The following is a 13,751-nucleotide window of genomic DNA, read 5'->3' as shown; positions in this document are numbered from 1 at the left end:
AACCGCCTTCATTCATTTCCTGTAGAAAGGTCTTTGTGAGCTTCTTCGCAAGACTTATGGAGGACCTCGAGGCCGCCCGGTCACATGACCCGGCGGCCCGGGGCTCCTTTGAGAACTTTTTTGCGTACTCCGGACTGCATGCCATCTGGGCGCACCGCTTGACGCACAAACTGTGGCAGAACCCTGACCTGCGCTTTCCGGCACGGCTCATTTCGCAGCTTGCCCGGTTCCTGACCGGAATCGAGATCCATCCCGGCGCGACCATCGGCCGGAGGTTCTTCATTGACCACGGCATGGGCGTGGTGATCGGTGAGACCGCCGAGATCGGCGAAGACGTCATGATCTACCACGGCGTGACGCTGGGCGGCCGCTCACTGGCCAAAGTCAAGCGCCACCCCACCATCGGAGATCGGGTCACCATCGGAGCCGGGGCGAAGGTCCTTGGCCCCATCACCATCGGCGCCGACAGTGCCATAGGCGCCAACGCCGTCGTGGTCAAAGACGCACCGCCCGAGTCGATCATCACCGGCGTTCCCGCAACGTGGCGGCACCGCGATGCCAAGAGCGAAACCAAGCCTGCCGTTGACCCTGCCGAGTACTACATCGAATACCGGATCTAGGCAGCGAAGCGCTTGTAGGCGCTCCAAAAGACCGTGTCGAAGGCCCGGTCCGGAAGAACCCTCCGCAACGCCAGGATGGTCCAGGCTCCCCTACCCACCGGGTATCGGGTCCTGGGCCTCCGCGCTTTTGCAGCATGTGCGATGGCGCCCGCTACGGTCCGCGGGTGCGTCGACAGCGCCGTCCCTGCCGTCGAAGCCAAAGCGGCCGCGACAACGCCTGCCTGGTCCCGATAGGGTCCATGTCCCGACACCGTGAGCAGGCTCTCCCCGGCGATGGTGCCCCATTCCGTGTCGGTTCCTGCGGGCTCGATGATTGCGACGTCGATGCCATGCGGCTTGAGCTCAAGCCGCAGCGAATCGCTGAGGCCCTCGACGGCGAACTTGGTTGCGTGATACCAGGCGCCGAGGGGTTCGTACATCTTGCCGCCGATCGAGGAAACATTGATGATCCTGCCTGAACCCGCGGCCCGCATCACCGGAATCACGAGCTGGGACATCCGGGCGAGACCGAAGACGTTGACCTCGAACTGGCGCCTGCCCTCGTCCAGCGGTAACTCTTCCAGCGAGCCATAGGACCCGTATCCGGCGTTGTTGACCAGCACGTCGATCCGTCCCTGCTCGGCCAGGACAAGGTCCACAGCGGCCTTCATGGACTCTTCGACCGTGACATCCAGGGACAACACCTTGATCCCATGGGCTTTGAGGGGCTCCATCTTCTCGACCCTCCGCGCCCCGGCGTACACCACCATTCCTGCCTTGCTGAGCTTGATAGCGGCTTCGAAACCGATTCCTGTTGACGCACCTGTGACAAATGCGACGCGTTGCGGCATGGATTGCTCCTCGTCTGGGGGTGTAATCGCGAACGGCCCGCCTACGGCAAAGGCCGGCGCCTCCCACAGTATCGGGGAAGTGCCGGCCTTTGTCAGGAGCGGTAGGGCGGGGTCCCTAGTGTGTGTCGACTGCCGAGATCTCGGACTTGTCTTCGCCCCACAGGGTGTGGAAGGTGCCCTCGGCGTCAACGCGGCCGTAGGTGTGCGCACCGAAGAGGTCACGCTGTCCCTGAATGACCGCCGCAGCGAGGCGCTTGCGGCGCAGTCCGTCGTAGTAGGCCAGCGAGGAGGAGAACACGGGAACCGGGATGCCCAGCTGGACTGCGGTTGCCACCACGCGGCGCCATGCCGGCAGGGCGCCGGCGATCGCCTTGGTGAAGGCCGGAGCGAACAGCAGGTTGGCCGGCTTCTCTTCGGCTGCGTAGGCGTTGGTGATTTCCTTCAGCAGCTCGGCACGGATGATGCAGCCGCCACGCCACAGCGAAGCGATTTCATCAAGTTTGAGGTCCCAGCCGTACTCCTTGGCAGCGGAAGTCAGCATGTCCAGGCCCTGCGCGTACGAAACCAGCTTGGAGGCGTACAGCGCCTGGCGGACGTCCTCGACGAAGTTCTCGGGAACGTCAACGGCGAGCTCCTCGCCAGCGAGGAGCTCCTGGCCGATCTTGCGCTGCTCTGCCTGGGAAGACAGGGCACGAGCGAAGACAGACTCCGCGATACCAGAAACCGGGGAGCCGAGTTCGAGGGCGGAGATGACCGTCCAACGGCCGGTGCCCTTCTGGCCTGCCGCGTCAACGACGACGTCGACGAACGGCTTGCCCGTCTTGGCGTCAACGTGGCCCAGGACCTCTGCGGAGATTTCGATCAGGAAGGAAGCGAGTTCGCCCTTGTTCCATTCGGCGAAGATCTTGGACTGCTCGGCGGGCTCGATGCCCGCGCCGGAGCGGAGGAGATCGAAGGCTTCACCGATGACCTGCATGTCGGCGTACTCGATGCCGTTGTGGACCATCTTGACGAAGTGTCCGGCGCCATCGGTGCCGATCCAGGCGCAGCACGGCTGGCCGTCAACCTTGGCGGAAATCTTTTCGAGCAGCGGACCCAAAGCGTCGTAGGACTCCTTGGATCCACCGGGCATGATGGAGGGGCCGTTGAGGGCGCCCTCTTCGCCACCGGAAACACCGACACCCACGAAGTGCAGGTCCTTCTCGGCAAGAGCTGCTTCCCGGCGGCGGGTGTCCTCGTAGTGCGAGTTACCGGCGTCAATCACGATGTCACCGGGCTCCAGCAGGGGAACGAGCTGGTCGATGACGGCGTCAACCGGCTTGCCGGCCTTCACCATGATCAGGACGCGACGGGGCTTCTCGAGGGAGTCCACAAGTTCCTGGAGGGTTTCCGTGCGGATGAAGTCGCCGTCCGTGCCGTGCTTGGCCAGCAGGGCGTCGGTCTTCTCGACGGAGCGGTTGTGGAGGGCAACGGTGAAGCCGTTGCGGGCCAGGTTGCGGGCCAGATTGGCGCCCATCACCGCGAGGCCGGTGACACCGATGTGTGCTGACATCAAAACTCCAATTCGTTCTTGTGCATTGAGCCCTGCTGGAAGCGAGGAAACGCTTTCCAAAGCAGTAACTGAAATAAACCATACGTATTCGGACCGAGTCTGGGAAAGTTTCGCCCACGTTTCGGAAGCGTCCGCGTCACAAAAGAGTCTATGTTGCGACCCCGCGCTGTGGGGAGTTGCCCGCCGGCCGGGCTGCCAGTAACGCCGCGGTCAACGCCACTATGCTTACAACTATGTCAACCAGCCTCCACTTCCGCGCTGTCGAGCATCTGGGTACCCGGATCGTCGGCGGCAGGCTCCCCACGGGTCATGTCATGTTGGCCGAGCACCTTGAGGAGGAGCTCAAGGTGTCCCGCTCGGTGGTACGCGAGGCCGTCAGGGTGCTGCAGTCTTTGGGACTGGTGGAAACCATCAAGCGCGTTGGCATCCGGGTGCTCCCCGCGCACCGCTGGAATCCGTTCGACCCGCTGGTCATCCGCTGGCGGTTGGCCGGAGAAGGCCGCGGCGCACAGCTGCGCTCCCTCGCCGAACTCCGCTCCGCCGTCGAGCCTGTAGCCGCAGAACTGGCCGCGGAGAACGCTCCGGAGTCGCTCCGGAGCGAGCTGTTGGAAATCTCCCTGGCCATGCGTGAAGCAGGCCGTGCGGGCGACATGCCCACCTTCCTGGACCTGGACATCCGCTTTCACGCGCTGGTCTTGTCCGGTTCCGGCAATGAAATGTTCGCGAACCTGATCGGCCAGGTCTCGGAGACACTCACCGGCCGGACGGTCCACGGGCTCATGCCCGAACATCCGAAGGAAGCGGCCTTGCAATGGCACCTGGACGTGGCCCAGGGCATCAGAGACGGGGACGGTGACAAAGCCCGCGAGGCCTCGTCCAACATCATGCGGGAGACCATCGCGGACTTGTCACCTAGCTGGGAAGGCCAGCCACGGGTGTTTGTTCCAGTCGAGCGGCGCTGACGGCTGACCCGCCAGCACCGCTCGATTGATTCCCTGGGCGGCTAGGCCGCAGGCTGGAAGTTCAGGAGGACCTTCCCCGATTCGGCCGAGTTCTTGGCCACTTCGAAGGCCTCCAAGCCCCGGTCCAGCGTGAATTCGTGCGTCACCACCGGATCCACGTAGAGCGAGCCGTCCGCAAGTGCGGCAATAACGTCGTCGATCTCGTCGTTGAAGCGGAATGAGCCGAGCAGTTCGAGCTCGCGGGTGATGGCCAACGAAATGAAAACCGGCTGCGGGCCCGAGGGCAGCAGCCCGACCATGACCACCTTGCCACCGCGCACGGCACCCTTGATAGCCGATGCCAGCCCGTGGTGGCTGCCGGAGGACTCGATCACCACGTCTGCCTCCACCGCTGCGATAGCCTCGGAATCATCGCCTTTCAGGACCTCGTCCGCACCCACCGCGCGGGCAATCTCAAGAGGCTTGTCGTGCATGTCGACAGCCACGATCCGGGACGCCCCTGCACGTTTGAGGACGGCAACTGCCAGCGCCCCGATCGGGCCGCTTCCGATCACGAGAGCCGTTTTTCCGGCCACGTCCCCGGCTCGGGCAACGGCATGCCACGCGACACTTGCAGGTTCCGCGAGCGCCGCGGTACGCAAGTCCAGTGCGGCGGGAAGTGCCCGGAGCATGCGGGACGGCAGGGTGGCGTAGCGGCTGAACGCGCCGTCGGTGTGCGGGAACCGTGCGGCACTGCCGAGGTAGGTGCAGCCGGGGGAAAGGTTGGGCCGGTCTTCCGGGTATTTAGCTGCGCCGGGGGCGGGGCTCGCCGGGTGGACGGCGACGGCGGTGCCGGCTTGCGGACCAGTGCCGTCGGCGGCCTGCTGGACTACCGTGCCGACGATTTCGTGGCCAAGGACCAGGGGCGCTTTGAGGATGGATTCGCCCGCCGCGCCGTGGAGCCAGTAATGCAGGTCCGAGCCGCAGATGCCACCGTAGGCGATTTCCACGACGGCCTGGTCGGGAGCCGGAGCAGTGAGGGTGATGTCCTCGATGCGAAGGTCGCCGGCCGCATGCGCGACGACAGCGGGCGAAGTCCGGGGAAGCTGGAACGCGGCCATTAGACGACCACCGTCATTCCGCCGTCGACGAAGATCGTCTGGCCGTTGACGAAATTGGAAGCCTCCGAGGCAAGCCAGACGGCTGGACCGGCAAGATCCTCCACGGTGCCCCATCGGTGGGCCGGCGTGCGGCCAAGGATCCAGGAGTTGAAGTCGGGATCGTCCACGAGGTTCTGGGTCATCTCAGTGTGGATGTAACCCGGGGCGATGCCGTTGATCTGCAGGCCCGAAGCCGCCCATTCAGCGGTCATGGCGCGAGTGAGGTTGCGCAGGCCGCCCTTGGCAGCGACGTAGGGGGCGATCGTGGGACGGGCCAGGTCCGTCTGCACCGAGCAGATGTTGATGATCTTGCCGCGGCCTCGCGGGATCATGTGGCGGGCAGCTTCTCGCCCTACGAGGAAAGCGCTTGTGAGGTCGGTGGTGATGACCCGATCCCAGTCCTTCACATCGAGGTCCAGCATGGGGACGCGGTGCTGGATGCCCGCATTGTTGACCAGGATGTCGAGGGGGCCAACGTTTTCTTCAACCCAGGCAACGCCGCGGGCTGCTTCGGTGTCGCTGGTAACGTCGAACGCGCAGCTGTGGATGCGGCCGGGTCCGAAGTCCGCCGCCATGGCGGCTTCTGCATCCTTGAGCCGTTCTGTGTTGATGCCGTTGAGAACTACGGTGGCACCGGCATCGGCCAATCCGCGGGCCAACGCATTGCCGATGCCGCGGCTGGATCCCGTAACGAGCGCGACGCGCCCGGTGAGATCAAAGATTCCAGTCATGGTTGTTTCCTTACCTAGTTCAGAGGGCTTACAGAGGAGTCACTGAGATTGGCGATCGCCTGGCGGACGACGGCGAGGTCCTGGTCGCCAAGGCCTTGATCGATCAGTTCGCGGTAAAGTTCGACGCCGGCAGTTGCCATCGGGACGGCGGCACCGGCCGCTTCGGCGCTTTCGAGGACGAACTTGAGATCCTTGTGCATGAATTTCGCGGGACCCGTGGGCGCGTAATCCTTGGCTGCAAGCCGAGGCCCGACGATCTCCAAAACGCGGCTTCCAGCAAGTCCGCCTGCCAGGACCTCGAACAGGGCCGAAGCATCCATGCCCGATCGTTCGGCGAGTTCGGCAGCTTCTGCAAGCGCCGCCGTCGTGGTCCCGACGATCAGCTGGTTGCAGGCCTTGGCCAGCGAACCGGCACCCAGATTGCCCATGCGGCGGACAGTAGTGCCCATGGCCTGAAGTACCGGGAGCGTTCGCCGGAAGTCTTCTTCGCTGGCTCCCACCATGATGGCCAGCGTGCCGTCCTGCGCACCTTTGGTTCCGCCGCTGACAGGGGCATCGACGACGACGGCGTTCCCGCCACTGGCGTCACGGACGGTCCGGCCGAATTCCTGGACGGCCGTCGGCGACACGCTGCTCATAACGACCACTGTGGTTCCGGGGAGCGGCGCGGCCGAACGCCAGGAGTCGAGCAGCGGCCCGGCGGCGTGCTGGATGTAGGAGAGATCTGGAAGCATGAAAATGATGGCGGGTTGGTCACGCAGTTCAGCAACCGCCTCCGAACGTTTTCCGCCGAGCTTCTCCAACTCCGTCAACGCCTCGGCCGAACGGTTCCAAGCGGTCACCTCCCAGCCGCTTGCAAGGAGATTGGCAGCCATGGGGAAGCCCATGAGTCCGAGTCCCACAAAACCTACAGTCTTGGCTGTCATGTCCCGTTTGCACCTCACTTCTTTGTGGTTCATATTTCAAAAACTGTTCAATATCCTAGCCTCAATTCAGTATGATGAACACTATGACGACTGATGAACTTACCATCGCGATCGCAGTCCCGCTCGAAGCTGAGCATGTGGAGCGTATCCGCGCAGTAGATCCGAGCATTACGGTGCTCTACGAACCCGAGCTACTTCCTCCGGAACGCTTCCCGGCAGACCACTCCGGCGATCCGGACTTCAAGCGGACTCCCGAACAAGAGGAACGCTACTGGTCAATGCTGAACAAAGCTCAGATCCTCTACGGTTTCCCCAACGAGAACCCGGCCGGACTGGCCCGCATCGCGCAGAGCAACCCGCACCTGCAGTGGATCCACGCCATGGCCGCTGGTGCCGGTGGCGCCGTCAAGGCTTCTGGCCTCGACAGCGAGACTCTGCAGAAGTTCAAGGTCACCACCTCCGCAGGCGTACACGCCCTTCCGCTTGCCGAGTTTGCAGCCCTGGGCATCCTCAACGGCTTCAAGCGCAGCGCGGAACTCGCACAGAACCAGGCCGCCAAGGTCTGGCCCGAGCTGCGTACTCCCACCAAACTTGCGAACGGCTCCAAGCTGGTCATCACCGGCCTCGGTGAGATCGGCCTGGAAACCGCCCGCATCGCCCGCGCACTGGGCATGAAGGTCAGCGGAACCAAGCGGAACGTCGAAACCATCGAGGGAATCGACGAGGTGGCAGACAACCAGGGCCTCGCCGGGCTCCTCGCTTCGGCAGACGCCGTCGTCAACACCCTCCCCGGCACGCCGTACACGGAGAAGCTCTTCAACCACGACGTTTTCTCGGCAATGAAGCCCGGGACGGTCTTTGTCAACGTTGGCCGTGGAACCGTGGTTGATGAAGAGGCCCTCCTCGAAGCCTTGGACGACGGTCAGGTGTCCTACGCATGCCTGGACGTCTTCGCCGTGGAGCCGCTCCCCCAGGACAGCCCGCTGTGGAACCATCCGAAGGTCATGGTCTCTCCGCACACCTCGGCACTCAGCGCCGCCGAGAACCGCCTCATCGCCGAGCGCTTCGTCACCAACCTGCGCACGTTCCTCGACGGCGGGGAGCTCCCCCACCTCGTCGACACGGTGCACTTCTACTAGGCCGACACAACCAACGCAGCGCCCTGGCGGCCCCTCCGGCATTCCGGAGGGGTCGCTTTGCTGCACGTGCCGCTCCGACGTTCGTGGCGCTGGGCGATCCCACTGACCTTGCCCGGCCGGGCGAGCGGACGCGCAGAATTCCTCCCCGGCGTGTAACCAAAGGCCTCTGCGCTGCGGGCCCCACCGGCCGCACGGTGTTCGACAAGGCGGCAGTTCCGGCAATGCGTAACGCCGACGGTGCGACGCCCGAATTCGGTTTCATCGTGGATGACTCCGGCCGTGACTGGTACACCATGGCGGTCATGAATCCCAGCAATCTAGAAGAGGGTGACGTTTCATCAGCTTGCACGTGGCTGGTAATGGGCAACAGTGGCGCTGAAGCCAGCGTCATCTTCAACGAGCCGGCATTCGCCAGCCGGGCGGCAGCCAAAGCCTGGATGGCGACAGAGCAGTATGCCCAGTTAAAGGCCCTCTTGATGAGCCTGAGCTACTCCTAGCGGTTGCAGTGACTGCAAAGCGGCGGCCCCTCCTTGTCGGGAGAGGCCGCCGCTGCTTGCGTACGTCGTGCTACGGGGATCCTTACTTCGCGTCCTCCAGGGAAAGGAGGTCGCGGCCGGCTGTTTCCGGCGTGAAGAAGGTCGTAATGAACGAAATCAGTGCCAGGACGAGCGAGTAGACCGCCAGGACCACCCAGGAGTTCCCCGTCGAAACAAGGAGGGCGGCACCAACTACGGGCACGAGGCCGCCAGCCAGAACAGCCGACAGCTCGCGGCTCAAGGCCACGCCTGTGAAGCGGTACTGCGAACCGAACAGCTCGGGCAGCAGTGCGCACTGAGGGCCGAGCATTCCCTGGACACCGATGGCAATACCGACAGCCATAACGACCCAGACGAGCGTGACGTTGCCAAGGGTCACCAGGTAGAAGGCGGGAATCGCGAAGATTGCCTGGAACAGCGCCCCGTAGCGGTAAACCTTCACTCGACCAATACGGTCAGACAGCGCGCCGAAAGTAACCACCATGACGGCAGCGAATCCTGCCGCGATCGCGAGGCCGACCGGACCGATGAATGTGTCGCCCGGGAAGACACCTTGCTTGACGGACATGAAGGAGATGAGCAGCGCCGAGTAGATCGAAGAGTTGCCGTTCTCGCCCAGCCGGAGCCCGATGCCTACCAGCACGTTCTTCTTGGAGTGCTTCCAGAGCTCACCAACGGGGTTCTTCACCACATTCTTGTGCTTCTCCAGCTCCTGGAACACCGGGGTTTCCTTCAGCCTGAGACGGATGAAGATTGCCACGACGATCAGGATGAAGCTGGCCAGGAAGGGGACGCGCCACAGCCAGCCTTCGAGCACGCTCTTGTTGGCCATGCCAATCAGCGCAAAGGTGCCGGCGCCGAGAAGGGTTCCGAACTGGATGCCCACGAACGGTAGCGAAGCGAAGAAGCCGCGGCGCCGGCGCGGAGCGACTTCGGAGATCAGCGTGGTTGCGCCTGCCTGTTCGGCTCCGGCACCGAGGCCCTGGACAATACGGAGAGTCACCAACAGGACAGCGCCGAGCATGCCCGCCTGGTCGAACGTCGGCAGCAAGCCAATGGCGAAGCTGGCAAGGCCCATCATGCCGATGGTCATCAGAAGGACCATCTTGCGGCCGAAACGGTCTCCGATGAATCCGAAGAAGATACCGCCGAACGGCCGCGCTAAGAATCCGACGCCGTAGGTTGCGAACGATGCGATTAACGCGCCGCTTTCGCCCAGAGGCTTGAAGAACAGCGGTCCGAAGATCAGGGCCGAAAACAGGCCGTAAATGTAGAAGTCGTAATACTCCAGGGCGGACCCTACGGAGCTGGCAAGAGTTGCCCTTCGCAGCTGTTCCGGCTCAACTACTGCGCCGTCCATATCAGCAAGCTTTGTCTTAGTACGAGTTGTCACAAGCACTCCCTCAAGAACACCCCAGACCCCCGTTGGTCTGGCGAGATAGCGTCAGCCTCCATGGGGTGAATCACTATAGTGAACAGAGTACAGCACATTGGACAGGTTTCAAGTGATGTAATCAGATTTATGTATGACCCTTGCCGGCGGCGAGATCAGCTAGCCCATCGGGTTGCCCAGCGAGTGAGCGAGCTCCTTGAGCTCCTTCACCATCAGGGCAGCCTGCTCCTCGGAAAAGGTGGCCTTCAGGGCGGTCACCGAAAGACCGAGACTGGGGCCGTGTGCCCCATGGGTGGGAACGGGCACGGCAAGGCAAACCACGCCGAGGGTGGATTCCTCGTCCTCCAAGGCATATCCCTGTTTACGGATGGCAGCCACCTGGGCCTTGAGCTCGGCAGCGCTGCGCAGGGACTTGGGAGTCATCACAGGAAGCTCCACGTCATCCGGGAACATCGCCTCGATGTCATGGTCGTGAAGCTGTGCCAAGAGCACCTTGCCGACGGCACTCAGGGAAAGCGGCATCTTGTCGCCAATGTTTGAGGTAAGCCGGACGGCCGGGTGCCCTTCATAACGCGCCAGGTAAATGATGTGATCGCCGTCGATCATCGCGATCCGGACCGTCTCGCCGGACAATGTCGGCGCTTGCTCGCAGAACTTGTAGAACTCTTGGACTTCATCGAGCCGGCTAAGGTACGCGGCACCAAGTTCAACCAATTTCCGGCCAAGGGAAAAGTCGGCACCTTCGCGGGTAATAAGCCGGGCTTCCTCGAGGGCAAGCAGCAGGTTTGAGGTGGAGGATTTCGGAATCCCCAGCTCCCTCGCAAGGTCACTGAGTGTCAGCCGACCTGAGGGAGCCTGAGCCAAGGCGTCCAGTACCGCAGCTGCGCGAGTCACGGCAGGCGCTGGCGAGGAGCTCCCCAAGCCGTCGGCGGAACGGGGGGTGCGGGAATCAGCCATGATTCTCCTTCGCAATAGTGCGTCTGGCGCAGAGTGGGCGCGTGCTGGCCGGAAGAAATGCTGCCTAGGCAGCGGAACTTCGATCCGCGGCAATCACGCTTGTTCAATCCACTGAACAAATACCATCATAGTGGCTCGGCGCTCGAAGGAGTTGTCCCGTACGTAGGGCACGCTTCCTTTCCATATCCAGAAATTCTCTGTATATTCATCTTTGAGCTCTCCACCGCGGCATCCCCCAATAGTCGCGGTGGAGAGCTCTTCCAATTCCCCGCAGCGCGGAACGGGTCCAACGCTAGCTCTGCTGCCAAGGCGTGAGGCGCGGCAGCCACCGCGGGACGTTGGCGCGGTAGTCCTCATACTCGGCGCCGAACTTGCGAGCCAGCGTCGGCTCCTCATACAACCTGACGAAGGCCACCACGGGAACGGCGCCCAACGCCGCCAGGACGAACAGCTTCGGCTGTCCCAGCAAGAGACCCTGTCCGGTCACGGCGGCCCCAATGGCCACGTAGATGGGGTTCCGCACGAACCTGTAGAACCCGCTGACCACGAGGTTCTTCGGCGGTGCAAAAGGTGCCGGCGTGCCCAGTCCTTCGAGTGCGAAACGTACAAACGAATCGGTGATCACGGCCGTGCCTGCGCCAATCATCAGGACTCCAGCGCACTGGGCAACCAGCCCTCCCGGCACAGGCTCCTGCACTTTCCAGCGGGTCACCACCCACGGCAACAGACCTGCAACGCTTGCCGGGGCGACGGCGAACACCGTGGTGCCAATGGCCGCCAGCCTCTTTTCACGCGCCGCATCTTCAGTTGCTGTCATGCGACCATTCTGAACCGCCCAACGATGGGCGGCAAGGATCAGCCCACACGCTTCTTTGAGCAAAAGAAAGGAGCCCCTGAGCTGCGTTTTCGCGACTCAGGGGCTCTTCTTTTTTGGTGGGTCCTACCGGGATCGAACCGATGACATCCACGGTGTAAACGTGGCGCTCTACCAGCTGAGCTAAAGACCCAAACACTGATTTCAACGCCTTCGGCGCTTCAACCAACGAACATGTACTCTACCGGATCATTCGCCTGTAACACTAATCCGCGAATCCGGGGGCAATAGATCGGGAAGTTCGGCAGCAAGCCACGCTAGAGCGCCACTGACCCCGGCATCCACTTTGAGGCTTGCGAAACCGTCCCCGCGGGTCGGCCCTCGGTTGATGATCACCACAGGCTTGCCGAGTTTGGCCGCATGCCTCACGAACCTCAACCCGCTCATCACAGCCAAAGAAGACCCTGCCACCAGCAAGGCCCCGGCCTCGTCCACCATGGAATAGGCGCGCTGCACCCGATCCTTTGGCACATTTTCGCCGAAGTACACGAAGTCGGGCTTGAGCGTTCCTCCGCAAACCGGGCAAACGGCGACGACGAACGATCGGATGAGCTCGGGATCCTCCACTGTGGCATCGGCATCGGGCGCCATTTCCACGACGCCGGAAGCTTGAGCGGCCTCCAGAAATCCTGGATTGATCTCCTCAAGGATCGACGCCACGAGCCTTCGCGTGAAGACGTGTCCCCCGTCCAGGCAAATCACGCGATCGTAGCGGCCGTGCAAGTCCACAACGTTCATACTGCCTGCGTCCTCGTGCAGCCGGTCTACGTTTTGTGTGATGAGTCCGGTGATCAGCCCGCGGCGCTCGAGGAGTGCGACGGCGGCATGCCCTGCATTGGGGTCAGCATGCCGGAGGTGAGACCATCCAAGGTGGTTCCTCGCCCAGTATCTGCGCCGGTTGGCGGAGCTTCCGATGAACTCCTGGAAGGTCATGGGATTCCGTGGCGCAGCTCCCGGACCCCTGTAGTCAGGGATTCCGGAGTCTGTACTCAGGCCGGCACCTGTCAGAACAGCAAGCCTTTTGCCGCCGAGAATCCTCGCCGCTTCACGGAGAACTTCAAGCTCATCCGCGTCTAATGCAACGGTGTCGGCCGGCGGCAAAATGGCAAAGCCAGTCATTCCGACGCCGGGCCGTTGGGTGCTCATCGGCGCTAGGCCTGGCCCAGTGCGGACAATGCCTCGCGATATTCCGCTAGATCCCGTGCCTGGCCGCGCGGGTTGACGACTACATAACGGACAATGCCCGCCGCATCAATGATGAACGTGCCCCGCAAGGACATGCCGGTAGCGGAGTCAAAAACTCCATACCTTTCGGCGACCGCGCCGTGCGGCCAGAAGTCTGCAAGGAGATCAAACTCGTAGCTTTCCTTCTCCGCGTAGGCCCGCAAAGCAAACTTGCTGTCAACCGATATGCCAAGAACGGTGGCGTTGGCGTGTTCAAAAATACCGAGATTGTCACGAATCTCACACAGTTCCCCTGTGCAGATTCCGGAGAAGGCGAAGGGATAGAAGACAAGAACCACGTTGCGGCCGCGAAGTCCAGACAAGCGAACTGGCTCCCCAAACTGGTTTACCAATTCAAAATCCGGGGCTTCCTGCCCTACGACAGGAACTCCAGGGCGCAGCCCGGCGCGGTCCAATTTGGTGTGCGTCACTTGTTCTTCTTGCGTGCCACCAGCCGAGTAGCGCTCCAGTCCTTGGAGACGCCTGCGGACGTAGTGCAGTGCAATCCCGCAGTCGGGGCGGCGTCCTGAATGTCCGACGGCGAAACGTAGTTGTCGCGGCCAGACTTAGGGGTCAGAACCCAAACCACTCCGCCCTCGCCCAAAGTGGTCAGGGAGTCCACGAGCGCGTCGACAAGGTCTCCGTCGCCGTCGCGCCACCAGAAAATGACGGCATCCACTACCTCGTGATCGTCTTCATCGAGCAGTTCGGAACCAGTGAGTTCCTCAATGTCATCACGTAAATCGAAATCGACGTCATCGTCGTAACCGAGTTCCTGAATCAGATCCCCATCTTTGAAACCCAATCTTTCCGCCACATTTACCGATGTGGCGGCGTCGGCCTCGCTCACGTTTCCTCCTCTTGAAGT

15 protein-coding genes and 1 tRNA gene are annotated in these 13,751 nt (G+C 62.5%); 4 read left to right on the top strand and 12 right to left on the bottom strand.

Annotated elements, in window-relative coordinates:
- The first annotated feature begins 35 nt into the window (after positions 1 to 35).
- Complete coding sequence (gene epsC / locus AC3ANQ_RS09785; RefSeq protein WP_268021368.1) at positions 36 to 620, top strand: serine O-acetyltransferase EpsC; 585 nt, start codon at positions 36 to 38, stop codon at positions 618 to 620.
- Here the strand turns inward: epsC and AC3ANQ_RS09780 are convergent.
- On the bottom strand, positions 617 to 1,450 hold the full coding sequence (locus AC3ANQ_RS09780) for an oxidoreductase (protein ID WP_488304889.1): 834 nt from the start codon (positions 1,448 to 1,450) through the stop codon (positions 617 to 619). The two genes, epsC and AC3ANQ_RS09780, sit on opposite strands and share 4 nt — an antisense overlap.
- A gap of 115 nt (positions 1,451 to 1,565) precedes the next feature.
- The gene (gene gndA / locus AC3ANQ_RS09775; RefSeq protein WP_488304888.1) at positions 1,566 to 3,002 is read right to left on the bottom strand and encodes an NADP-dependent phosphogluconate dehydrogenase; all 1,437 of its coding nucleotides are present in this window, start codon (positions 3,000 to 3,002) and stop codon (positions 1,566 to 1,568) included.
- Positions 3,003 to 3,235: 233 nt separating this feature from the next.
- On the opposite strand from gndA, the gene AC3ANQ_RS09770 reads away from it, so the two are divergent.
- Positions 3,236 to 3,964: a FadR/GntR family transcriptional regulator gene (locus AC3ANQ_RS09770; RefSeq protein ID WP_488304887.1), complete on the top strand. Its 729-nt coding sequence runs from the start codon at positions 3,236 to 3,238 to the stop codon at positions 3,962 to 3,964.
- A gap of 41 nt (positions 3,965 to 4,005) precedes the next feature.
- On the opposite strand, the gene AC3ANQ_RS09765 is transcribed toward AC3ANQ_RS09770, so the two are convergent.
- The 3 genes from AC3ANQ_RS09765 to AC3ANQ_RS09755 are packed head-to-tail and all read right to left on the bottom strand — an operon-like array spanning position 4,006 to position 6,760.
- On the bottom strand, positions 4,006 to 5,064 hold the full coding sequence (locus tag AC3ANQ_RS09765) for an L-idonate 5-dehydrogenase (protein ID WP_488304886.1): 1,059 nt from the start codon (positions 5,062 to 5,064) through the stop codon (positions 4,006 to 4,008).
- Positions 5,064 to 5,834 (bottom strand): SDR family oxidoreductase, encoded by a 771-nt coding sequence (locus tag AC3ANQ_RS09760; RefSeq protein ID WP_265979898.1) that lies wholly within the window; start codon positions 5,832 to 5,834, stop codon positions 5,064 to 5,066. The genes AC3ANQ_RS09765 and AC3ANQ_RS09760 overlap by 1 nt, the downstream gene beginning before the upstream one ends.
- Before the next feature lie 14 nt (positions 5,835 to 5,848).
- Positions 5,849 to 6,760: an NAD(P)-dependent oxidoreductase gene (locus AC3ANQ_RS09755; protein WP_488304885.1), complete on the bottom strand. Its 912-nt coding sequence runs from the start codon at positions 6,758 to 6,760 to the stop codon at positions 5,849 to 5,851.
- A gap of 71 nt (positions 6,761 to 6,831) precedes the next feature.
- Here AC3ANQ_RS09755 and AC3ANQ_RS09750 point away from each other — a divergent pair, with 71 nt between their 5' ends.
- Together AC3ANQ_RS09750 and AC3ANQ_RS09745 are read left to right on the top strand one after the other, a co-directional pair.
- Positions 6,832 to 7,899 (top strand): D-2-hydroxyacid dehydrogenase, encoded by a 1,068-nt coding sequence (locus AC3ANQ_RS09750; RefSeq protein ID WP_488304884.1) that lies wholly within the window; start codon positions 6,832 to 6,834, stop codon positions 7,897 to 7,899.
- Positions 7,900 to 8,120: 221 nt separating this feature from the next.
- Entirely contained in the window at positions 8,121 to 8,396 is a 276-nt protein-coding gene (locus AC3ANQ_RS09745; RefSeq protein ID WP_488304883.1) for a hypothetical protein, read from the top strand.
- 82 nt (positions 8,397 to 8,478) lie between these two features.
- Here the strand turns inward: AC3ANQ_RS09745 and AC3ANQ_RS09740 are convergent, their stop codons facing one another.
- The 7 genes from AC3ANQ_RS09740 to AC3ANQ_RS09710 form a co-directional block, all read right to left on the bottom strand.
- Positions 8,479 to 9,834, bottom strand: a complete 1,356-nt coding sequence (locus tag AC3ANQ_RS09740; RefSeq protein WP_488304882.1) for an MFS transporter — start codon at positions 9,832 to 9,834, stop codon at positions 8,479 to 8,481.
- Positions 9,835 to 9,987: 153 nt separating this feature from the next.
- On the bottom strand, positions 9,988 to 10,785 hold the full coding sequence (locus tag AC3ANQ_RS09735; protein WP_488304881.1) for an IclR family transcriptional regulator: 798 nt from the start codon (positions 10,783 to 10,785) through the stop codon (positions 9,988 to 9,990).
- A 292-nt stretch (positions 10,786 to 11,077) separates the two neighbouring features.
- Positions 11,078 to 11,602: a methyltransferase family protein gene (locus AC3ANQ_RS09730; RefSeq protein WP_488304880.1), complete on the bottom strand. Its 525-nt coding sequence runs from the start codon at positions 11,600 to 11,602 to the stop codon at positions 11,078 to 11,080.
- Positions 11,603 to 11,716: 114 nt separating this feature from the next.
- Positions 11,717 to 11,792, bottom strand: a tRNA-Val gene (locus AC3ANQ_RS09725).
- Between the two features lie 56 nt (positions 11,793 to 11,848).
- Positions 11,849 to 12,805: an NAD-dependent protein deacetylase gene (locus AC3ANQ_RS09720; protein ID WP_488304879.1), complete on the bottom strand. Its 957-nt coding sequence runs from the start codon at positions 12,803 to 12,805 to the stop codon at positions 11,849 to 11,851.
- Positions 12,806 to 12,810: 5 nt separating this feature from the next.
- Positions 12,811 to 13,314 carry a peroxiredoxin gene (locus AC3ANQ_RS09715; protein WP_488304878.1) on the bottom strand — a complete coding sequence of 168 codons (504 nt, stop codon included), beginning with the start codon at positions 13,312 to 13,314 and terminating at the stop codon, positions 12,811 to 12,813.
- Entirely contained in the window at positions 13,311 to 13,733 is a 423-nt protein-coding gene (locus tag AC3ANQ_RS09710) for a DUF3052 domain-containing protein (protein WP_059387755.1), read from the bottom strand. Before AC3ANQ_RS09710 ends, AC3ANQ_RS09715 begins: the two co-directional genes overlap by 4 nt.
- Positions 13,734 to 13,751: the final 18 nt, after the last annotated feature.

The organism is Arthrobacter sp. DMZ02-1R, from assembly GCF_057747935.1.
This window is presented reverse-complemented; position numbering and strand designations above follow the sequence as displayed.